Source organism: Nitrospira sp. (genome assembly GCA_016873435.1).
Taxonomy (GTDB): Bacteria; Nitrospirota; Nitrospiria; order Nitrospirales; family Nitrospiraceae; genus VGXF01.
Map to the genome: position 1 here is coordinate 1 of VGXF01000011.1, position 20,495 is coordinate 20,495.

At 61.8% G+C, this 20,495-nt stretch carries 20 protein-coding genes and 1 pseudogene; 10 read left to right on the forward strand and 11 right to left on the reverse strand.

The annotated features are described in order from the left end of the window. The first annotated feature begins 70 nt into the window (after positions 1-70). The 4 genes from rlmN to larE all read left to right on the forward strand — a co-directional run bounded on the left by rlmN (position 71) and on the right by larE (position 4,758). Positions 71-1,168, forward strand: a complete 1,098-nt coding sequence (gene rlmN, locus FJ248_07100; GenBank protein ID MBM4120648.1) for a 23S rRNA (adenine(2503)-C(2))-methyltransferase RlmN — start codon at positions 71-73, stop codon at positions 1,166-1,168. A 34-nt stretch (positions 1,169-1,202) separates the two neighbouring features. Further along, entirely contained in the window at positions 1,203-2,540 is a 1,338-nt protein-coding gene (locus FJ248_07105) for an insulinase family protein (protein ID MBM4120649.1), read from the forward strand. After that, positions 2,540-3,862 carry an insulinase family protein gene (locus FJ248_07110; GenBank protein ID MBM4120650.1) on the forward strand — a complete coding sequence of 441 codons (1,323 nt, stop codon included), beginning with the start codon at positions 2,540-2,542 and terminating at the stop codon, positions 3,860-3,862. The genes FJ248_07105 and FJ248_07110 overlap by 1 nt, the downstream gene beginning before the upstream one ends. Positions 3,863-3,999: 137 nt before the next feature. After that, the gene (gene larE, locus FJ248_07115; protein ID MBM4120651.1) at positions 4,000-4,758 is read left to right on the forward strand and encodes an ATP-dependent sacrificial sulfur transferase LarE; all 759 of its coding nucleotides are present in this window, start codon (positions 4,000-4,002) and stop codon (positions 4,756-4,758) included. Between the two features lie 86 nt (positions 4,759-4,844). On the opposite strand, the gene atpF is transcribed toward larE, so the two are convergent. From atpF to FJ248_07135, 4 genes are all read right to left on the reverse strand, one after another. After that, positions 4,845-5,357, reverse strand: coding sequence for a F0F1 ATP synthase subunit B (gene atpF, locus FJ248_07120; GenBank protein MBM4120652.1), 513 nt, complete (start codon positions 5,355-5,357; stop codon positions 4,845-4,847). A gap of 25 nt (positions 5,358-5,382) precedes the next feature. Then, positions 5,383-5,613 (reverse strand): ATP synthase F0 subunit C, encoded by a 231-nt coding sequence (gene atpE, locus FJ248_07125; GenBank protein ID MBM4120653.1) that lies wholly within the window; start codon positions 5,611-5,613, stop codon positions 5,383-5,385. 100 nt (positions 5,614-5,713) lie between these two features. Next, positions 5,714-6,463 carry a F0F1 ATP synthase subunit A gene (locus FJ248_07130; GenBank protein ID MBM4120654.1) on the reverse strand — a complete coding sequence of 250 codons (750 nt, stop codon included), beginning with the start codon at positions 6,461-6,463 and terminating at the stop codon, positions 5,714-5,716. Between the two features lie 45 nt (positions 6,464-6,508). Further along, entirely contained in the window at positions 6,509-6,769 is a 261-nt protein-coding gene (locus FJ248_07135) for a hypothetical protein (protein ID MBM4120655.1), read from the reverse strand. 235 nt (positions 6,770-7,004) lie between these two features. On the opposite strand from FJ248_07135, the gene FJ248_07140 reads away from it, so the two are divergent. Then, positions 7,005-8,507 (forward strand): anthranilate synthase component I family protein, encoded by a 1,503-nt coding sequence (locus tag FJ248_07140; protein ID MBM4120656.1) that lies wholly within the window; start codon positions 7,005-7,007, stop codon positions 8,505-8,507. Positions 8,508-8,613: 106 nt separating this feature from the next. Next, positions 8,614-9,474 carry a branched-chain amino acid aminotransferase gene (locus FJ248_07145; GenBank protein MBM4120657.1) on the forward strand — a complete coding sequence of 287 codons (861 nt, stop codon included), beginning with the start codon at positions 8,614-8,616 and terminating at the stop codon, positions 9,472-9,474. Between the two features lie 186 nt (positions 9,475-9,660). Here FJ248_07145 and nadB read toward each other — a convergent pair whose 3' ends face one another. Next, complete coding sequence (nadB, locus tag FJ248_07150; GenBank protein MBM4120658.1) at positions 9,661-11,283, reverse strand: L-aspartate oxidase; 1,623 nt, start codon at positions 11,281-11,283, stop codon at positions 9,661-9,663. Continuing rightward, positions 11,283-11,765, reverse strand: a complete 483-nt coding sequence (locus tag FJ248_07155; GenBank protein ID MBM4120659.1) for a hypothetical protein — start codon at positions 11,763-11,765, stop codon at positions 11,283-11,285. Before FJ248_07155 ends, nadB begins: the two co-directional genes overlap by 1 nt. 202 nt (positions 11,766-11,967) lie before the next feature. On the opposite strand from FJ248_07155, the gene FJ248_07160 reads away from it, so the two are divergent. Continuing rightward, positions 11,968-12,069, forward strand: coding sequence for an AURKAIP1/COX24 domain-containing protein (locus FJ248_07160; GenBank protein MBM4120660.1), 102 nt, complete (start codon positions 11,968-11,970; stop codon positions 12,067-12,069). A gap of 2 nt (positions 12,070-12,071) precedes the next feature. Here FJ248_07160 and FJ248_07165 read toward each other — a convergent pair whose 3' ends face one another. Next, the gene (locus tag FJ248_07165; GenBank protein ID MBM4120661.1) at positions 12,072-12,371 is read right to left on the reverse strand and encodes a hypothetical protein; all 300 of its coding nucleotides are present in this window, start codon (positions 12,369-12,371) and stop codon (positions 12,072-12,074) included. Between the two features lie 64 nt (positions 12,372-12,435). Between FJ248_07165 and FJ248_07170 the strand changes: the two genes are divergently transcribed. Continuing rightward, positions 12,436-14,181: an ABC transporter ATP-binding protein gene (locus FJ248_07170; GenBank protein MBM4120662.1), complete on the forward strand. Its 1,746-nt coding sequence runs from the start codon at positions 12,436-12,438 to the stop codon at positions 14,179-14,181. 52 nt (positions 14,182-14,233) lie between these two features. Here FJ248_07170 and FJ248_07175 read toward each other — a convergent pair whose 3' ends face one another. The 4 genes from FJ248_07175 to FJ248_07190 form a co-directional block, all read right to left on the reverse strand. After that, positions 14,234-14,890 (reverse strand): hypothetical protein, encoded by a 657-nt coding sequence (locus FJ248_07175; GenBank protein ID MBM4120663.1) that lies wholly within the window; start codon positions 14,888-14,890, stop codon positions 14,234-14,236. A gap of 159 nt (positions 14,891-15,049) precedes the next feature. Beyond that, positions 15,050-15,688 (reverse strand): septum formation protein Maf, encoded by a 639-nt coding sequence (gene maf / locus FJ248_07180; protein MBM4120664.1) that lies wholly within the window; start codon positions 15,686-15,688, stop codon positions 15,050-15,052. Then, on the reverse strand, positions 15,688-16,857 hold the full coding sequence (locus FJ248_07185) for a tRNA-dihydrouridine synthase (protein ID MBM4120665.1): 1,170 nt from the start codon (positions 16,855-16,857) through the stop codon (positions 15,688-15,690). Before FJ248_07185 ends, maf begins: the two co-directional genes overlap by 1 nt. Further along, positions 16,841-18,319: a DUF692 domain-containing protein gene (locus tag FJ248_07190; GenBank protein MBM4120666.1), complete on the reverse strand. Its 1,479-nt coding sequence runs from the start codon at positions 18,317-18,319 to the stop codon at positions 16,841-16,843. Before FJ248_07190 ends, FJ248_07185 begins: the two co-directional genes overlap by 17 nt. 108 nt (positions 18,320-18,427) lie before the next feature. On the opposite strand from FJ248_07190, the gene FJ248_07195 reads away from it, so the two are divergent. Together FJ248_07195 and FJ248_07200 are read left to right on the forward strand one after the other, a co-directional pair. Then, a complete protein-coding gene (locus FJ248_07195; protein MBM4120667.1) occupies positions 18,428-19,504 on the forward strand; it encodes an LOG family protein in 1,077 nt (358 codons plus the stop codon). A 233-nt stretch (positions 19,505-19,737) separates the two neighbouring features. Beyond that, positions 19,738-20,415, forward strand: a pseudogene (locus tag FJ248_07200) (phosphoesterase). The last annotated feature ends 80 nt before the right edge of the window (positions 20,416-20,495 follow it).

Genomic DNA, 20,495 nt, shown 5'->3' on the forward strand with positions numbered 1-20,495 from the left:
TGCCCCAACAGGGAGACGGCCCCCCGGCAGCGGGGTGGCAGTCCCCCCAACCCTGTGTTAGGCTTCGCCCATGACCCGCCCGACCCGCCCCCGTGTGGCATCCACCGACACGCACGTCGATCTGCTCGTGCTCGATCAGTCGGCGCTCGAACAACTAGTGCAGGAATGGGGCTGGCCGAAATTCCGCGCACAGCAAATCCTGCGCTGGCTCTACCAGGAGCGGGCTACCCAGATTGCGCGCATGACGGACCTCTCCAAAGCTGAGCGCGCACAGCTCGAATCCACCGCGTCGATCGGCCGGCTGTCCGACGTCGAGGTGCTCCGCTCGAGCGACGGCACTAGAAAATTTCTCCTGCGCCTCGCCGACGGACTCACGATCGAAAGCGTGCTGATTCCCGACGCCGACCGGCTGACCCTCTGTCTCTCCACCCAGGTCGGCTGCACGCTGGATTGCGGTTTCTGCCTTACCGGAATGATGGGTTTGAAACGGAATCTCGCGGCGCACGAAATCGTCGAGCAGGCGCTCGCGGTGCAGGACCGGCTGGAATCCGGCGAACGACTCACGAACATTGTCCTCATGGGCATGGGGGAACCCCTCGCCAACATCGAGGCTGTTGCGGATGCGATCACACGCCTGACCAACATGCGCTGGGGCCTCGGTCTTTCAGCGCGACGCATCACCCTGTCCACCGCTGGCCTCGCCACGCGGCTGCAGGACGTTGCCGAACTCGGGGTGAACCTTGCCGTCTCGCTCAACGCCACCACTGAGGCACAGCGCGACCGCCTCATGCCGGCCGTGAACAAGCTGCACCCGCTCAAACGTCTATTGGCCGCCTGCCGGAGCTATCCCCTCCCGCCGCACCGGAAGCTCACGTTCGAATATGTGCTGCTGGCCGGCGAAAACGACGCAGAAGAAGACGCCAAACGGCTGGTGAAACTGCTGCGCGGCATCCGCTGCAAGGTCAATCTGATTCCCTTCAACCCCTTCCCTGGCAGTCCGTTCAAACGGCCGGCCGACCGTACCGTGCTGCGCTTTCAATCCGTGCTGCGGCAGGCCGGTTTCGATGCCCTCATACGAAAGAGCAAGGGCCGCGACGTACTCGGGGCCTGCGGTCAGTTGGGAGAATTGATCCAGCCGGCCCGCCGGAGCAGCTTGACACTTGTATAACTGATTGTTAGGGTGACGCATGCGTACTAATCGGATGTCTTTCGCGATCATTTCCCTTCTCACTGTCATTGGGCTCCTGAGCAGCAGCCCGTCCGCCTTCGCGCTGGAGGTCCAGGAGCATCTCCTCGCCAACGGCATGAAGGTGCTGCTGGTCGAATCCCCCAAAGCCCCGGTCGTCACCGTCCAGATCTGGTACAAGGTTGGCTCGCGCAACGAAGTTATGGGCCGCGCCGGGCTTTCGCATATGCTCGAGCATATGATGTTTAAGGGTACGCCCAAGTATCCAAAAGGAGAGTTCTCACGGCTCGTCAAGAAAAACGGCGGCCACGACAACGCCTTCACCGGCCAGGACTTCACCGCCTATTTTGAAAATCTCGCTGCCGACCGCGTCGAACTCGCGCTGGAATTGGAAGCGGACCGGCTGCGCGGCCTGCTCCTCGATGAGAAAGAATTTCAACTTGAGCGCGAAGTGGTAAAAGAGGAGCGACGCCTGCGGTCTGAGGACGATCCGCAGTCCTACCTGGCCGAGTCGCTGTTTGCACAGGCGTTTCAGATGCATCCCTATCACTGGCCCATCATCGGCTGGTTTCCCGATCTCAACGCGATGACGCGGGCGGATCTCAAAAAGCACTACGACACTTACTATGTTCCGAACAACGCCACGCTGATCGTCGTCGGCGATTTCATATCCGCGAAGCTGCTGCCGTTGATTAAGCACCATTTCGAAGCGATCCCAAAACGGCCGCTGCCACCGCAGGCCGCCGTGACCGAGCTAGAGCAGAAGGGTGAGCGCCGCTTTGTTGTCAAACGCGACGCGCAACTGCCTTTCGTCATGATCGGCTACAAGGTGCCTAATTACTCAAACGACGACGCCTACGCCCTGACGATTCTGGAATCCATCCTCTCGCACGGCAAGAGTTCACGGCTGTATCGCAATCTGGTGTATGAGCAGAAACTGGCGCTGGCCATTGGCGCCGACTACAGCCTGCTCCAGACCGATCCCGGCCTCCTCTATGTCTTCGGCACGGCGGCGCCGGGGCAGACACCTGAGCAGGTCGAGCGCGCCGTCTACGCCGAGATCGAGAAGCTGCAGCAGGCGCCGCCCACCGAGCAGGAATTGCAGCGTGCCCAAAATCAGGTGGAAGCCACCCACATTTTTGGGCAGGACTCCAACTTTCGGCAGGCGATGCTGATGGGCCAGGCGGAAACCACCGGCGCCGGCTGGAAGCAGATCGAGCTCTTTGTAAAAAAACTGCGTGACGTGAAGACGGAAGACGTCCAGCGCGTCGCCAAGAAGTATCTCGTCGAAGATACGCGGACCGTCGGCATTTTGATCCCCACGCCGATGAGCCGCATGGCGGAGGCAAACTGATGCGCCACGTGCTTGCCCTTCTTCTGCTGTTCATGATTCCGGCTGCGCCAGGCCACGCCGCAGATATCAAACCGCACCGTTTCGTGATGCCGAACGGCCTGACTGTCCTCGTCGTCGAGCAGCACGCGCTGCCGATGGTGCACCTCCAGGCGCTCGTCAAAACCGGCTCGGGACAAGACCAGCCGGACAAGGCCGGGCTGGCCAATCTCGTCGCCAGCCTGCTGGACGAGGGCACGACCACCCGCAGCGCAACCCAACTGGCTGAGCAGATTGAATTCGTCGGCGGCACCTTGGATGCCAAGGCATCCCACGATTTCACGACGGCCACGTCGCGCGTCCTCGCCAAGGACGCCGACCTCGGCTTTGAACTGCTGGCCGACATCCTGATCCGTCCGACATTTGCCGAGACCGAACTGGCGCGGGTGAAAAAACTGATCCTCGGAGAAATCACTGCGCAAAAAGATGACCCGGGCTCGGTGGCCGGCAAGGCTTTCAACCGGCTCGTCTTCAACAGCCATCCTTACAGCTGGCCCGTCAACGGCACGGAAGAGGCGCTGCCGGCCATCACGCGTGCCGACGTGCAGGCCTTTCATGCAAAGGAGTATTTGCCGAACCGGACAATCGTAGCCGTCGTGGGTGACGTGTCCACGGAGCAGGCCCGCGCGCTGGTCGACAAGCATTTTGGGGCGTGGCAAAAGGGCCCGGTACCGGAACGGACCCTGCCAGCGCCAGCCCCCATCGACAGGCCGGTCACCGAACTGATCGACAAGGACCTGACCCAGACGACACTGGTCCTCGGGCACCTCGGCATCAGCCGGACCAATCCCGATTTCTATGCTGTCAGCATCATGAATTACATCCTGGGCGCGGGGGGATTTTCGTCGCGGCTGATGGATTCCATCCGCGACAAGCAGGGGCTAGCGTACGGCGTGATGAGCCATTTCGACGCCCACGCCATGCCCGGCGCGTTTCTGGTCAGCCTGCAAACACGCAATGCCACCGCCGCCCAGGCGTTCGAAAGCGTGTTGAAGGAATTGAACGGGATGCAGACCTTGCCGGTCACGGCAAAGGAACTGGCCGAGGCTAAGGCTTATCTCATCGGAAGCTTTCCCATGCGGTTCGACACGACGAACAAGCTGGCCGAGATCCTCTGCCAGGTCGAGTTTTATGGATTGGGCCTGGAATATTTTTCGCAATACCCCAAGTGGATCGGCAAGGTGACGGCCGAGGACATCGTACGTATGGCCAAGCAGTACCTGCACCCGGACCGCTACGTCCTCGTCGCCGTTGGGAAACTGAGCGAGGCAAAACTTTCAAAATAATCCTGGGCGTTGGATGTTCGAAGTGCAACTAATCGGCCAGCCATTTACGATTCATCCTTGAAAATGCAAAAATTGATGTGCCTCGCGCAATTGCATTGACCGACAACTACCGGCAGCTGCGCGGCGCGATCGAGGACATGGGCTCGGTCCTCGTGGCATTCTCTGGCGGCATCGACAGCACACTTGTGCTCAAAGTCGCGCACGATGTGCTGGGCGACAAGGTATGGGCCGTCACGGCCGTCTCGCCGACCCTGCCGGCTTTCGAGCTTGAGGACACCAGACGACTCGCCGCCGAAATCGGCGCGCAGCACCGGATCGTCGCAACCGATCAGTTGCGAATGCCAGCTTTCGTGCAGAACGACGCGTCCCGCTGTTTTCACTGCAAGACGGACCTCTATCAGGCGCTGGCGCCGATTCAGCAGGAACTCAGGCTAGCTGCGATCGCGGACGGCACAAACCGCGACGACCTAGGGGACGACCGGCCCGGCTTCGCGGCCGCGCAACAATGGCGTGTGCGGAGTCCGTTGCTGGACGCAGGGCTGACCAAGCAGGATACGCGAGCGCTGGCGAAGGTGCTGGGCCTCTCCAACTGGGACAAGCCGGCGGCTGCCTGTCTGTCTTCCCGCATCCAGCGGGGCACGACGATCACGATCGACAAACTCTCGCGCGTGGAGCGGGCCGAGGCCTTTCTCCTGGCGCAGGGCTTCCGGCAGGTACGCGTGCGCGACACAAACGGTGCTGCGCGGGTGGAAGTGGAGGCCGTTGAGTTGTCTCGTCTCTTCGAGCCAGCCATGCAGCGGACGGTCAGCGTACGACTGCATGAGCTCGGCTTTGCGACCGTCACCCTCGACCCGGCTGGCTATCGCAAGGGCGGCGGGAACCAAATCAAGGAGTAGAGGGATAGGGGGAGGGTAACGAGATTAGTGGTGGGAGGCGAGAGGAGAAACAGCAACGGGGTTCGACGACGACTACCGTTAGCCCGTTACCTCTTAACTCCCTGGCCCTCCGCAACGGACGACAGCGCCTCGTCGGCCATCCGCTTGTGATCGGCGTCAGTGAGGCTCCGGCCCACGACCTTCTCGGCCACCAGCAGGGCCATCTCGGTTGTCTGATTGCGGATGTCCTGTACGGCCCGCCGGCGTTCTTGCTCGATCTCGCGGGTGGCGTCTTCCTTGGCCCGCTGCGTCTCCGTCTTGAGGCGCTGCTCGTTCTCCTCCATGATGCGCTGGGCCCGTTCCTTTGCGGCCGCCAGCACCGTCTCCGCCTCCTTTGAGGCGGCCTTGAGCTTGGCCTCGTACTCCCGCATCTTCTGCTCAGCCTCGGCCCGGTGCTTGTCCGCCTGCTCGAGGCTTTCCCTGATCTTGCGCTCGCGCTCTTCGAGGGTCTGCAGAATTGGCGGGAAGGCGTACTTCCACAGTACGAAGAACAGAATCCCAAAAGAGACAAACTCCCAGAAGATCAGCGACGAAAAGAAATGCGACTCAAATTGCGGCATGACCCCTCACCTCTCGGCGCAAGAACTACTTGCGGAGTCCCATAATAATGAAGGCAATGACCAGCCCGTACAGTGCGATGGCTTCCACCAAGGCGAAGCCGATCCACATGTACTTGCCGACGCGGCCTTCCGCTTCCGGCTGGCGGGCCACCGCCTCAATCATCTTGCCAAAAATGTACCCGATCCCGACGCCGGCCCCGGCAAAGCCCGCCGCCGCTAATCCCATGCCCACCAACGCTGCTGCTCCTGCATCCATCGTTTCCTCCAATTTCTAAATTTTGAACGTGTGCTGCTGAGTTTTTGTTCGGTCCAATGCGCTACTTCGTCACTTCACAATTCTTCATTCATTATTTTCGTTAATGCGCGTGCGCGTCGTGGCCGTGCAGGTGGAACGCATCCCCCAAATACACGCAGGCCAACGTGGTGAAAATGTACGCTTGAATGAACGCGATACCGACTTCCAGGCCGTTCATCGCAATCGTGAATGCGAAGGGCAGCCAGCCGATCAGCAGCCCCCCACCGATCGCCAGCCCGAACAGCACACCCAGAATCGTGTGGCCCGCTGTCATGTTTGCAAAAAGCCGCACGGCCAGCGAGATCGGCCGCGCAAGCTGGCTAACCAGCTCGATCGGAATCATCAGCGGGAGCAGCCAGCCCGGCGTCCCTGGGGGCACCAGGATGCCCAGAAACTTCGCGCCGTGCAGGATGAATCCCATCACGATACTCATCGCGTAAACCGCCAGCGCGAAGACCGCCGTCACGACGATCTGGCTCGTGACCGTGTAGGTGCCGGGAATCAACCCGAGCAGATTACAAAAGAGAATGAAGACGAAGAGCGTGGCAATGAACGGAAAGAACCGCATCCCGTCCTTGCCCATCGTGTCCATGATGATGTCGCGGATGAAGCCCACCAGCAATTCCCCCAGGCTCTGCAGCTTGGTCGGGACCATCTTGCGTGACCGCCCGGCCGTCACCAGGAGAAACGCCGACAGGCCGACCACCACCCACATCATGATCACGGCCTTGTTGATGGAAATGTCCATGCCAAACAGGGTGATCGGAATGTAATTGTGCAACTCGAAGGGATGAAGCGGACTTTCTTCCACAGCAGATCCTTTACTCACATGTTTCCGGCAGCCACGTTGCAAGCTTTAGAAATCGGATTCTGACTTGCCGCTTGTCAGCTTGTCAGCCGGACTTATCCACCTTTGTGCCGCGCGCATCGCGTTGCGGATGCCCGCCGCCACGCCGATCACCAGTCCCATCACCAGGCCCCAAGGGCCGGCATCGAACAGATAGGTGTCGGCAACCCAGCCGAGCCCGCCTCCTACGATTAGAGCCGCAAGCATCTCGGTCCCAATCCGGACCGCCTGCCCTAAGCCCGCATAAAACGGATCATTTGAGGGAGGCATGGTGACAGCGAACCCGGCGCATTTGAGCAAAACCCAAGGGAAAAAGTCAACCCTTCGCTCGCCCTCAAGGTTGACACTGCACAAAGTTGAAGCATCAACTGTGCAATGCTCGTGTCTGGATGACGAGAACACCTAGGGAACCCTTTGACGGAAACGAGTATGGCACCGGAGCGACCACTTTTGAAGCACCTTCCGGCTTTCGGTTGGGAGTGGACGCCCGCTGGCACCCCCTCCGATGCTGTGTTACAACATTTCCATGATCCGTCCGTCGCGCGCGCGGTTTTTGATGGCGGCGCAGCCGCTGATCCTGTCTCTGCCCCAGCCGGAGGCCGACGTTTTTGAACTCTACCGGCGCGCGACCGTCCCCGGCCGGCCGTCGTTTTTGTTCGAAAGCGGCAAAGGCGGGGGGGCAACGGCCCGCTGGTCTTTCTTCGGCAGTGACCCCTACCTCGAACTCTCCGGCAAGGATGCGTGTTACGAGCTGCGGACACGCGACGGTTCCGTCGTCCACAAGGGCGAACCCTTCGCCGCGCTGGCCGAGTTGCTGCGCGCCTCCCGCATGTCGCGCCCTGAGAAGGCCCCGCCCTTCATCGGCGGGGCGGTAGGCTATTTTGGCTATGACCTCATCCGGCGCTTCGAAAACCTGCCCACTCTCGCCACGGATGACCTGCGCCTTCCGGATCTCCTGTTCGCTTTCGTGGATTGCTTTGCAGCACTGGACCACCACACGCGCACGCTCCATCTGATCTATGCGCCGCCGCTGGACCGGGCGCAGGGCCAGTTGCGCGAGAAGCTCTATCGCGAAGGCTGCGACCGCTTGGCCGAGTTGCAGGCGCGCCTGCAGGCAAAGCGTAAGGGCGATGAAGGCGCCCTGCACATCGGCCGCCTGACGGTGACGCCCGAGCAGTCCCGGGCTGATTACGTGCAGCGCGCCGCGCAAGTGCAGGAGTTCATCCGATCCGGCGACATCTATCAGGCCAATCTCTCGCAGCGATTAACGATTGACCGCGCGCCCGGCTGGCCGCTCGAACATTTCCGGCAGCGCGCGGGCGAGGCGCTCTACAGCCGCGTGCGCGCAGTCAACCCCTCGCCCTTCGCCGGCCTGCTGGCCTTCGACAACATGACGCTAGTCAGTTCCTCGCCTGAGCGGTTAGTACGATTGGACGCCCGCCGCGTGGACACGCGGCCCATCGCCGGCACGCGCCCGCGCGGCGAGACCCCTGCCGACGACCGCCGCCTGGCAGAAGAGCTGATCACGAACCCGAAAGAGCGGGCCGAGCATCTGATGCTGGTCGATTTGGAGCGCAATGATCTGGGCCGCGTCTGCAAATACGGCTCGGTCCGCACGGACGAACTCATGGTCGTGGAGCGCTATTCCCACGTTTCGCACATCGTCTCCAACGTCACCGGCGAGCTGCGCGATGGATTGGATGGGTTCGACCTCCTCAAAGCCGTCTTTCCCGGAGGCACGATCACCGGCGTCCCGAAGATCCGCTGCATGGAAATTCTGGAAGGGCTCGAACCGGTCCGGCGCGGGCCGTACACCGGCGCGATGGGCTATCTCAGTTGGAGCGGCGACCTCGATCTGAACATCATCATCCGCACGATGCTCCTGGTCGGCGGACGCGGCTATCTTCAGGTCGGTGCTGGAATCGTTGCTGATTCCGAGCCCCTCAAGGAATATGAAGAGACCCTCTTCAAGGCCGAGGCCTTTTTAAAAGCGCTAAGCGAAACTTAGACTCGTCGTCCGTTCTCCGTTTACAGTTTTCAGGTGGAGGGATTGACAGAAACGTTTCTGTCCTTGACACTGATAACTGGCAACTGAAGACTGAATACAAGATCCTATGTGGGTATTCCTCAACGATAAATTCGTCGCGCGCGACGACGCATTAATCTCCGTCTTTGACCACGGGTTCCTCTACGGCGACGGCATCTACGAAACATTGCGGGCCTACGACGGTCGTGTCTTCATGCTAGCGCAGCACCTCGCTCGTCTGCAGCGTTCGGCGAAACTGATCGGGCTGGAACTACCCCTTCCGGAAAAAGACTGGCCCCATGTCGTCAACGATGCCATCGCGCGGAACAATCTGCGTGATGCTTATCTGCGTATCACCGTCTCACGCGGCACGGGCGAGATCGGCCTCGACCCGAGCCTCTGCCCAAAGCCGACCGTGGTCGTCATTGCCAAGCCGTTCCAGGCCTATCCGACACATCTATTTACGAAGGGGGTTAGCCTGATCACAACGACCGTGCGTCGTAACCTGGCCACAGCTCTCTCGCCGCAGATCAAGTCGCTCAACTTTTTGAACAACATTCTGGCCAAGCAGGAGGCAACGAAGGCCGACGCCTTCGACGGCGTAATGCTCAACGCTGAAGGGCATCTCACGGAATGCACGACGAGCAATATTTTTTTTGTGCAGGGCAAGCGCCTCTGTACGCCGTCCGTGGCCTGCGGCATCTTGGACGGCATCACGCGTGACGTGATCCTGACACTAGCCCGCGAGCAGGCATTGCTGACGGAGGAGCAGCACTATCTGCCGGAGGCCCTGCGGCAGGCTGACGAAGTGTTTCTGACCAACACGACCTTCGAGCTCATGCCCGTCCGCGAGGTGAATGGGCACGCGATCGGCGGCGGCCAGCCCGGTCCTGTCACCAAATCCCTGCACGAGGCATTCCGCACCAATCTCAGTCGCTTTCTGGCCTGAGCGCCGACCGGACAATTCCCCCCGCTCCAATTATTTTTCATCCGTATCTCAAGTGTTTTGATTTAGACCCGCGGGCGCTCCTTGAGAGCGGTTGTGTTCCGTTCGTGCACTGGGCGCCCTGATCACCCCGCTGCCCACCCTGCTCGGTGCGTCAACCGAGCAGAGCCGCTAACACGACCACCCTTCTCACTGCTTATTTCTTTTTACTTTTACCTTCTTGCTTCCCAACTGCACCAGGCTGTGCTGGGTCCCGCCGGGACGCTTGGCGGTCGGATAATCCGCGCGGTAGTGCGCACCGACGCTGTGGGTCCGCCAGAGCGCGGCTTCGGCCACGCAGTGCGCCACCTGCACCATGTTTTTGACTTCGAGCGCGAGGCGCGAGGTGAAGGGACGGTTCACGAGCCGCTCCCAGCGCGAGAGCTGCCCGAGCGCGGCGGCAAGCGAGTCGCCAGTGCGCGCCAAACCAACCTTCCCCCACATCAGTCGGCGGAGCGAGCTGCGCAGCTTTTCAGCATCTTCCAATGTGGCCGGATGGCCGCCGTCCAGCTCCTTCACTGATGGCAGCAGACCGGCCGCGCCCCGCTGCTTCCTGGCATAGGCTACGGCCGCCAGAGCCGCGCGTCTTCCAAAGACTAAGCCTTCGAGCAGCGAATTACTGGCCAGGCGGTTCGCCCCGTGCACGCCGCTGCAGGCCACCTCGCCCGCGGCGAACAGGCCCGGCAGGCTGGTCGCGCCGTGCGGGTCGGTGCGCACGCCGCCCATCATGTAGTGGGCGCTGGGCGAGACGGGAATCCATTCCTCCGTCATGTCGATGTCGTAACGGAGGCAGGTCGAATAGATTGTCGGAAACCGCTGCTTGATGAACGAGGCACTCAGGTGCGTTGCGTCCAGATAGACATGCCGCGAGCGCGTAGCCGCCATCTCGGACCAGATCGCGCGTGAGACGATGTCGCGCGGGGCCAACTCGGCGTCCGGATGGTAGCGGTTCATGAACAGCTCACCCTTCACATTGCGCAGCCGCCCGCCCTCGCCACGGATCGCTTCGGACAAGAGAAAGGGGGGACTGTTCGGCAAGTAGAGCGCGGTCGGGTGAAACTGCACGAACTCCATGTCCTCGAGCGCCGCTCCAGCCCGATAGGCCATGGCCATACCATCCCCGGTCGCATTGGGCGGATTGGTCGTCCGCGCATAGATCTGGCCAGCGCCGCCGGTCGAGAGGATCACGGCGCGCGCCGGCACCACAAAGCGCTCACCGGTCGCCTCGTCCAGCACGAGCCCGCCTCGGCATCGTCCGCCGGTGACGACCAGATCCACCGTAAAGTGGTGGCCAAGCCGTTGAATCTGTTTCTGCTTGCGGGCCTGGGCTGTGAGCGCGCGGACCATTTCATTGCCCGTCGCATCGCCACGCGCCCGCAGGATGCGGCTACGGCTGTGCGCCGCCTCGTGCGCGAAGGCAAACCGACTGCCGATCTTGTCGAAGCGCGCTCCCCAGCCGATCAGTTCGCGAATGCGCCCCGGCCCCTCCTCCACCAGTACGCGCACGGCGTCCCGCCGGCAGAAGCCATGGCCGGCCTTGAGCGTGTCGTTCAAATGGATGGAGACATCGTCTTCCTCGCTCAACGCGACGGCAACACCGCCCTGTGCGTAGATTGAGCTGCTTTCAAGGGGATGGCCCTTGGTGATGACCAGTACGCGGCCGTGGTGGCTCAATTCGATGGCCGCGCGAAGGCCCGCGACGCCGCTGCCGATGACGAGAAAATCCGCCTGCGGGATCTGAGGGAACGGGCGGAACCGCTGCGAGGAAGGCATCAGGGCTGGCCGGGACGCGGTGGCTCGGAGCCGGCGCGGCGCGTGGCCATGCCGAAGGGCAGGTCGCCATCCAGACCGTTCAACAGGATGGTCTTTTCACCGGCCAGCTTGAGCACGCCCTGGCCGCGCTCGTGGAAACCCTGGTCGGCCGGCGTCTTGCGCCACTGGCCGGCCCAGTTAACGACCACGTCGATCGTTTCGGCTTCGATCAGGACGCGGTCGAGGGTCCAGTCGAGGGAAATCTCCTGAAAGGTCGAAAAATCCTGCTGCATGTCGAGCACAACCTTCTCCAGCGCCTCCTTTGGCAGCATGAGCCCCTGGATGTCCGACAGATCCTTGCGGACATACGCCGTGCGCAGGGCTTCCACGGTCTTATCAATTTTCACGAACCGAGCGTGGTCTTCAGGATACCGGTTATCTTTGGAGGAACAGCCCGGCAGCACCGCGGCCAGCAGGGCGAGCAGGAGGATGAGTCCGCGCACGATGGGGCACCGCATGAGGCAGTATAGGAAGCGGCGCCGTGGGGCGTCAAGGCTAACAATGAACGCGGGGCGCGGCAGCAGGAAGTCCTGGCTTTGGCCCGCCTCGGTTCATTGTTCATCATTCATAGTTCATCGTTGACATCTGCGGCTTGCTTTTGCAGAAAAAACCCACTACACTCCGCCCCGCACAGGAGACAAAATTATGTCCAGCGTGTTGAAAAAGCGCCGCAAGAAAATGCGCAAGCACAAGTTCCGGAAGCTTCGCCGAAAGCAAAAATTTCTGCGTCGCAGAACGCAGGGCTAAGCTCAGGCCACCGGAAGGCGCCCATGTTCGAGATAAAGAAAGGCCGCGAACAGATCGCGGCCGTCAACGGCATGTCTATAGGGGGCAGCCGTCAGTCTGCCGATGCGCAACCGCCTGTCGGCTGTGCTCAACAAGGCATCGAGGCGGGCCATCAGCCTGCCCGTCGTGTCGATCACCGACCCGACACAGACAGATTGCGTCTCGCTGAACAAGAACCTGATCGCGTCCATCATGCAGATCGAGCGCAGCGGCGTCAGTTTGCGGTTGTCCGTCACTAGTTTCCTGTCCAGCCCTTCACCCATCACTGAATACCCCGTGTCTCCGCCCATCCTGATTACTGTGCACTGTTAACAGACAACTTCACTTATGTCCTACTACTCACGCTTTCTGCCGTTTCTAAAGCCCTATTTCCCGCGCATGGCCGCGGCCATGCTGCTCGTCGCCACCGCGGCCGCGCTGAACCTCGTCCTACTGCGGCTGGCCGGCAATTTGTGGGACGTCATCACGATTCACCGTGACATCCAGGCCATGACGACGCTCGTCTGGACCGTCCTTGCTCTAATGGTCGGCCAGGGCCTGCTGGCGATGGGGCACGGCTATCTCGTCGCCTGGGTGTCGCAACGGATCATGGCGGACTTCCGCACGCACCTCTTCGTGCACCTCCAGACCCTGTCGCTGGGATTTTTCGCAAAGCGCCGCACCGGCGAGATTCTTTCGCGCCTCATGAACGATGTCGGCGTGATCCAGACCACGGTAACGGAGACGCCCATCGATTCAGCTAAACACCTCGTCACCTTTGTCGGCGGCGTGGGCTTTCTCCTCATCATGAACTGGCGCCTCTGCCTGCTGATTCTGATCCTGCTGCCGTTGCTGGTCGTCGTGGCCAAGTTCTTCGGCCGAAAGCTCAAGGCGCTCTCAACGACGATCCAGGACAAGACCGCCAACACAACGACGATTGCGGAAGAAGTCTTCTCCGGCATCCGCGTCGTGAAATCCTTTGTGCAGACGACCCGCGAGGCGGCACGGTTCTCTTCGCAGATCCAGTCGAACATGGCGACCGCGCTGCGCCGCGCTGCGATCATGGCCGTCTTCGTGCCGGTGATCACAGTGCTGACCTTTGCCTCAGCGGCGGCGGTTTTGTGGTACGGCGGCCGCCAGGTCATCGAGGGGACGATTTCGCCCGGTGATCTGTTCGCCTTCGTACTCTTTGCCGGCATTCTGATCGGGCCCTTCGGATCCGCGGCGCGCGTCTTCTCGCAGATCAAGGAAGCGCAGGGCGCAATGCAGCGCGTCTTCGAGATTCTCGACACGCAGCCGGAGGTTCGTGATGCCCCGGACGCCGTTGAACTCCCGCTGATCAAGGGCGCGGTCACCGTATCACATGCCGGCTTCGCCTACGACCCACGCCAGCCGGTGCTCTCAGACGTGTCGTTCACGATGCAGCCGGGCCACATGGTTGCGCTCGTCGGACCGACTGGATCGGGCAAGACAACGCTGATTAACCTGCTGCACCGCTTCTACGATCCCGCCGAAGGTGCGATTGCGATCGACGGGCACGATCTACGCCGGGTTACACTCGACAGCCTCTACCGACAGATCGCGCTGGTACCGCAGGAGACAATTCTCTTTGGTGGCACCATCGCGGACAACATCCGCTACGGCCGCGACGGCGCGGCCGACGACGAGGTCATTGCCGCCAGCAAGGCCGCTAACGCGCATGAGTTCATCAGCGCCATGCCGGACGGCTACCGGACGATCGTCGGGGAGAAGGGCGTGAATCTCTCAGGCGGTCAGCGCCAACGGCTGGCCATCGCGCGCGCGGTGCTCAAGAATCCGCGCATCCTGATTTTAGACGAGGCGACCTCGGCGCTGGACGCTGAATCGGAGCGGCTGGTGCAGGAGGCGCTGGACCGACTCATGAAGGGGCGGACGAGTTTCGTGATTGCCCACCGGCTCACGACCGTGCAGCGGGCCGATCACATTTTGGTGCTGAACAAGGGCCGGATCGTCGAGGAAGGCACGCACGACCAGTTGATGGACCAGAAGGGACTCTACCAGTACCTCTACACGCTGCGATTGGCAGAAGGCAGGGGGCTGGAGTCGGGGGAGTAGATTTTCGTTTCAAACCTAGTGCGCCGCTGGCCGCTCGCCCTGGACCTCTCACCTATTTGACGTTCGAGAAATCCGCGTCGAATTCGATCTGCTTACCGTCCATGAAAAAGACGACGACCTTCGTCTTCCCGTTTGGATCAAAGGTGTCGTAGGCGAACCGGGCGGTGAAGCGGGTGCGGAAGGCCACCCCCCTGTCCGCGATGTCGATCTTACGCCCGCGGTCAGCGGGACTCACGTCCACCGGCTTGACGGTTTTTGAGCCCTGCTGGAAAGCCACCTGCACACCCTCCGCGAAATACTCGTCCTCGCCGCAGAGCTGCACTTCGATCTCCAGATTCGGCATGTCGAGGTACTTCTGGATCTTGTCGGCCGGCATGCGGATCTGCTGATTCTGCTTCCTGGACTCGGTGGCTTCCTTGCGGCCCCAGGACTCCAGCCAGAACCGCTTGGTCCGCAGCACAGCGCTGGTACCGCAAGCATCCTTCTCGGGGTCGGCGCCGATGCGCGTGACCATCGAGGCCTGCTGCATCAGCTTCTTGATCTCTTCATCCGGCTTGGCAGAATCCGCCGCCTTTTCCATCGGCGCGCGGCCAGCCTCGAGCGACTTCTTGGCCTCCTCCATCGTCAGCTTCACGTCGATGGCCCAGCCCGGAGCCGCCGCCAGCACTCCGCCGCACACCGCGAGGAATCCGATCATCCCTGCCCGCATTTGACACTCCTTCTAAACAAGTCCGTACCGCTGTAAACATATTGTAGGAAAACCTTTGAGGGGAAAGCAACGATTGCAGAAGGCATGGGGGAAAAGGCTATGGGCAACGGATGAAAAGGATACCTTGCGACCGCCCCTCTCTCCTCGCGCGGTTTGCCCCTAGCCTTCGCGTGAAAATGCGCTCCAATTCGGATAGGGCTTGGTGCAGTAAAGCTCGTCCACGGAGGCCCCGAGGGGCACCCCGTGGGCGGTCAGCAGCGAGGCGACGGTCTTCAGCGGTAGTCCAACAGCGGCGGTGAAATCGCCATCGATCCGTTCGATCAAATTACCGCCCTTTCCCTGGATCGAATAGGCCCCAGCCTTACCCTGCCATTCCCCGCCTTCCAAGTAGGCCACGAGGTCGGCGTCGCTGAACGATTTCATCCAGACCCGCACAGTATCCACGACCACGTGCTCAACGCACAGCGCAGCGTGGCAGAGCGCCACAGCCGTGAAAATGCGGTGCTCCCGCCCGCGCAGCTGCCGCAGCATAGTGCCGGCCTGCCCCTGGTCAGCCGGCTTGCCGAGAATCAGACTGCCCACGGCGAGCAGCGTGTCGCTCCCCAGCACCAGGCTCTCGGTGTGCGATCGTGCGCAGGACTGCGCCTTCCCCAGCGCGAAGGTCCCGGCCTGAGCCTCCGGCGGCACATCCGCCGTGATCTGCTCCTGGAAGTTGGGGGCGATCACCACGAAGGGAACGTTCAACAGCGCCAGAAGATCCTTGCGGCGCGGTGAAGTCGACGCGAGGATGAGCCGCATCAGAGGGACGGAACAACCGGCTCAAATACCAGCGTGGAAACGCGCGCGGCCTGATGCTCAGCCAGGAACCGCACGACGTCCGCGCTGCTCGAGGCCCGCATCATCGCGGCGCGTAGCGCGGCGGCACCGGGGAATCCCTTGCAGTACCAGCCCAGATGCTTACGCATGCGCGGAAATTGGCTGGCGTGGAGCAGCGTCTCGACCTGCCGGGCATGATCGAGCATGACCCGAAACCGTTCTTCCGGCGAAGGCGCTTCAGGCAGAATGACACTGGCAGGATCACCGACAGCCGCGCGGGCCGCGTCTTTTTGGCGAAACAGCCAGGGCTCGCCTAGAGCTCCGCGGCCGACCAGCACACCGTTGACACCGTACCGCCGCACGCGCTGCATGACGTCCTCCAACGACCGGACATCGCCGTTGCCCAGCAAGAGCGTGCCCGTGCCGCGGGCGAGCTGCACCGCCCGTTCGATCGCCGACCAGTCGGCCTCGCCGCGGTACATCTGCGCGAGCGTCCGCCCGTGCACCGAAATCGCCACCGGCCGTTCGGCCAGCAGATGCTCGATCCAACGCTCGACAATGACCGCATCATAGCCGATGCGCGTCTTGACCGAGAGTGGGATCGCGCGACGCACGATGGGCGGCCCGCCGCGGCGGGCGTTCATGGCACGGACGATCTCCGCCCGCGCATCTTTCAATCCGGCATCCGCCAGTGATTGTCCCGCCGCCCAGTCGGCGATGCCCTGCCGCGCGGAACGGATAATGTCGTGCGCCAGATCCGGCGTGCGGATCAAGCCCGCACCCGAGCCGGACGAGGCCACGTTCCGGGAGGGACAGCCCATATTGATGTCCAGTCCGTCAAACCCCAGCTCGCAGACCATCTGCGCGGCCTGATAAAACAGCTCCGGCTGCTTCCCGTACAACTGTGCGACGATCGGCCGCTCGCACTCGCTGTAGATGAGCGATGCCAGCAGATGGGACGGACCGCGGCAGACGTCCATCACGCTCGTGAACTCGGTGAACAGGACGTCGGGACGCCCCTGGTTTGCCACGGTCAGGCGGAACGGTGCATCGGTCACGCCGTCCATGGGGGCGAGGCCGATGATCGGACGCGGCAGGGCTTCCCAAAAGCCGTGATTCGTCAGCCGTGACTCGTCATTTGCAAGAGACATATTCGCTCGTTTGCCCGTTGACGGTTGACGTGCCAGTCGGTTGGCAGGCTGCGTGATACGCGTCGCGCAATTTGGCGGCCTCCCGCTGCACCGTGTCTATGGCCGCAGGCAGCACGTCGCAGACAAATGCGACGAAACGGGTGATTTTGAGCAGGAAGAAATCGTAGGACTCCTCCGCCTTGCGCCTGCGCCCTCGCTCGTCGGCGCACGGGTCGCGGAACCAGAACCAGACAAAAGCACGGACATCCACGCCCGCCCCATCCAGCAGGCGGCAGGCTTCCGGAAACATATCCTGGACAGCCCCGCCCCACTCCAGAATTTCGTGCGGAAGATAATGGTTCACATACAACGGGAGATTCGCCGCCTCCCCGCCGAGCACCGGCAGGCCAGCGGTCGTCTGTCCCGTTACGATCTGCGCGTACCGCTCGTACTGCTCCGTCAGAATCTCCGCGTCCGTGACCAAAGCCATGGTGTGCTGAGAAGGAACTGCACCCGCTGGCTGTTCGTACGGGACAACCCTTTTCCCGAATTGCTCGCGCGTCCGTGCAAATTCTTCAACAATCGTTGGAATGGGCTTCGTATCCACTTCCAGCGCCACCCCCTTTAGATGCGTTAGCCCCTTGTGATCGAGCACCTGCGCCAGCATATCCGTGAGTACTTCCGGAATGGGCTCGCCGTGGGCATCGAGCCATAGGGGCAGCTCACCAGCAGCGTGCCGGGCGGGCACGCTTGGGTGGAGCGCCAGTCCAGCTATGTGGATCTCGATCACCCGCTCGAGCGGTAACGCATCCAGAAACTCGGCCAGGAATTGCTCGACCGAACGGTGTCGCCAGGCCCCCGTGTAGCGATAGACCGTCCAGACATGGCCGACATCCAGCACGACGCCACAGGGCGTCTGCGCTGTCACCAGGCGAAAATACTCCGGCATGGAAAGATCGCCAAATCCAATATAGGTCAGCGGCGGCGTCTCCAACAAAAACAGCGGCCCCATTCCATCGCGTCCATCGCGGTCCAGCCGCTGCTGCGCCCGAGCAATGTTCTCCGCCGTCACCCCCGCGCTCGCGCGCGTGAAGAGCGCGGGCAGATAGGTCCCGAAGGTGTAGCCCGCCATCTGCTTGGCCGCGCACTCGTGATTGAGCCAGTGGCTGCCAAGGATGGCGAGCTGGTCGGCCGCGTCGTTGAGATCGGCGGCGAAGGGCGCCACCCGTTCGGGATACGGCTGTGTCACCCAAAGTCCTTCGGCATGGTACGCGAACAGCACGTCAGGCAGGCGACGACGGACCGATTCGAGCGCGCCTGGCGCCGCTTTGAAGATTTCGAAATAGCCACCAGGCAGTCCGCGCCGGTCCAGGGCCTCAACCAGTTCGAAGAGGTCGGGCTGGTAGACGTCTACAGACAGACCGAGTCCGTGATGCGGAATACGTCCAGCCCGCTCATGAAACTGCTGTGCGATTGTGTTCATGTGTCGTGCTTGCGCAACACCGGTGGAAGAATACGGCACCCTGCGTCACTTTGACAAGCAAACAAGCCCTGTTTTGACCACCTCCATGCAATGGAGTAAGCTCCGCTCATGACGGGTCCCTCTCCCGCACAAAAATCCTCGCGTGGGCACCCCGCGCTGACCAACGAACAAATTATTGAGCAGGTCCAGGCGCTGTTGGCGGCGCCCGCGGACGATCTGTCCAAAACACTGGTCCGGGAAATGCTCGCAACCGTGCTCCGCCTAAACGATCCGAGCTTCGACACGCTCGACCTGAAAATTCTCAACCGCACGCTGCGCGAGTTGCGCTACGCCTTCAAAGTCTTCGGCCGATACCGCGACCGCCCCAAGGTCAGCATCTTCGGCTCCGCGCGTACGCGCCCGTGCGAGCCGGACTATCAGCTGGCCACCGAGTTCGGCAAACGAATCGTCGAGGCTGGCTACATGGTCATCACTGGTGCAGCTGATGGCATCATGGGCGCAGCGCAGGAAGGGGCTGGCCGCGAGCAGAGCTTCGGCGTCAACATCATGCTGCCTTTCGAACAGGGCACCAACGCAACGATTACCGACGATCCCAAGCTCGTGACATTTAAATATTTCTTTACGCGCAAACTGATGTTTCTGAAGGAGGCGCAGGCCGTGGCGCTGTTTCCCGGTGGCTTCGGCACGCACGACGAGGGCTTTGAGGTGCTCACGCTGGTGCAGACCGGCAAGGCGCCGCCGCAGCCCATCGTCTGTCTCCACGTGCCCGGTAGCGACTACTGGCACGAGTGGAACCGGTTCGTGACCGGCCAGTTGCGTGCGCGCAAGCTGATCAACGACGAGGATACGGCGCTCTACAAAATCTTCACCTCGACCGAAGCTGCAGTCAACGAGATTGTCACGTTTTATCGCATCTACCATTCGCTCCGGTTCGTGGACCGCCGGCTCGTCCTGAGGCTTAAGCGGCGCTTAACGGACGGACAAGTGAGCACGCTCAACACGGAATTCGCCGATCTGCTGGATGCGGGTGCATTTGAACAACGGGCGGCCTTCCCCGACGAGGCCGACGAGCCAGAACTGGCCGAGCTGCCGCGCCTCGCCTGTCGCTATCACCGCCGTCGCCCCGCTCGGCTCCGGCAGCTTATCGACCGGATCAATGGGTTCCCCGATCAGTCTGACGCATGAATGATGACCGCTGACCGCAGGAGGGAACGGCTTGCGCCGTCTCCTGTTATTCACCATTCATAGGTCCTCGTTCCTCGTTTACCGTCTCGACAACAACGTGTTATGCTGCCTCTCTCATGACGCTTGCTCCACACACCCCCCTCGCGCCCGACGTCGTGCTCTACCATGCCGAGTGCCTTGACGGATTCGGCGCGGCCTGGGCCATCTGGAAAAAATTTCCCACGGCCACCTTCATACCCGTGAAGCATGGCCTGCCGCCCCCGGACGGACTGGCCGGGAAACAGATCGTCATCGTGGATTTCAGCTACCCCCGTCCTATTCTCGAGAGTGTGGCCAAGGACGCCGCGAGCTTGCTGGTACTGGACCATCACATCACGGCGGAAAAAGCTCTGGCTGGCCTGCCTTATGCCCATTTCGATCAAAAAAAATCAGGCGCGGTGCTGGCCTGGGAATGGGCGCATCAGCAACCGGCGCCCCAACTCCTACTCTACGTCCAAGACAAGGACCTCTGGACCTGGGCGCTGCCGGGCAGCCGCGAGGTCAATGCCGCGCTCGCCGCTCATCCCTATGACTTCCGACTCTGGGACAGCTTTACGGAGGAGACACTGATCGCGGAAGGTCGCGCCATTTTGCGTTACGAGCACGAGATGATCAGCAAGCTGGTCAAGGGACTGGTGATGGTGAAGTTTCAGGGGAAGACCGTGCCCGCCGTGCAGAGCGCGATTCTCAGCAGCCAGATTGGCGAGCGGCTGTCAGGCCAGCATCCCTTCGTCATCATCTGGCACGATCGTGACGGCCGCCGCTACTTCAGCCTGCGCTCGCGCGGGGACGGACCAGATGTCGAGGCCATTGCCAAGCAATACGACGGCGGTGGGCATACGCACGCAGCGGGTTTCTCCATACCGCTCGGCGCGCACGCTCATGCACCGCTAGCTCCGCTGTCTCGACAACGCGTGCGACGCGGGAAGGCTGCCGTGCGACGTAAAAAGAC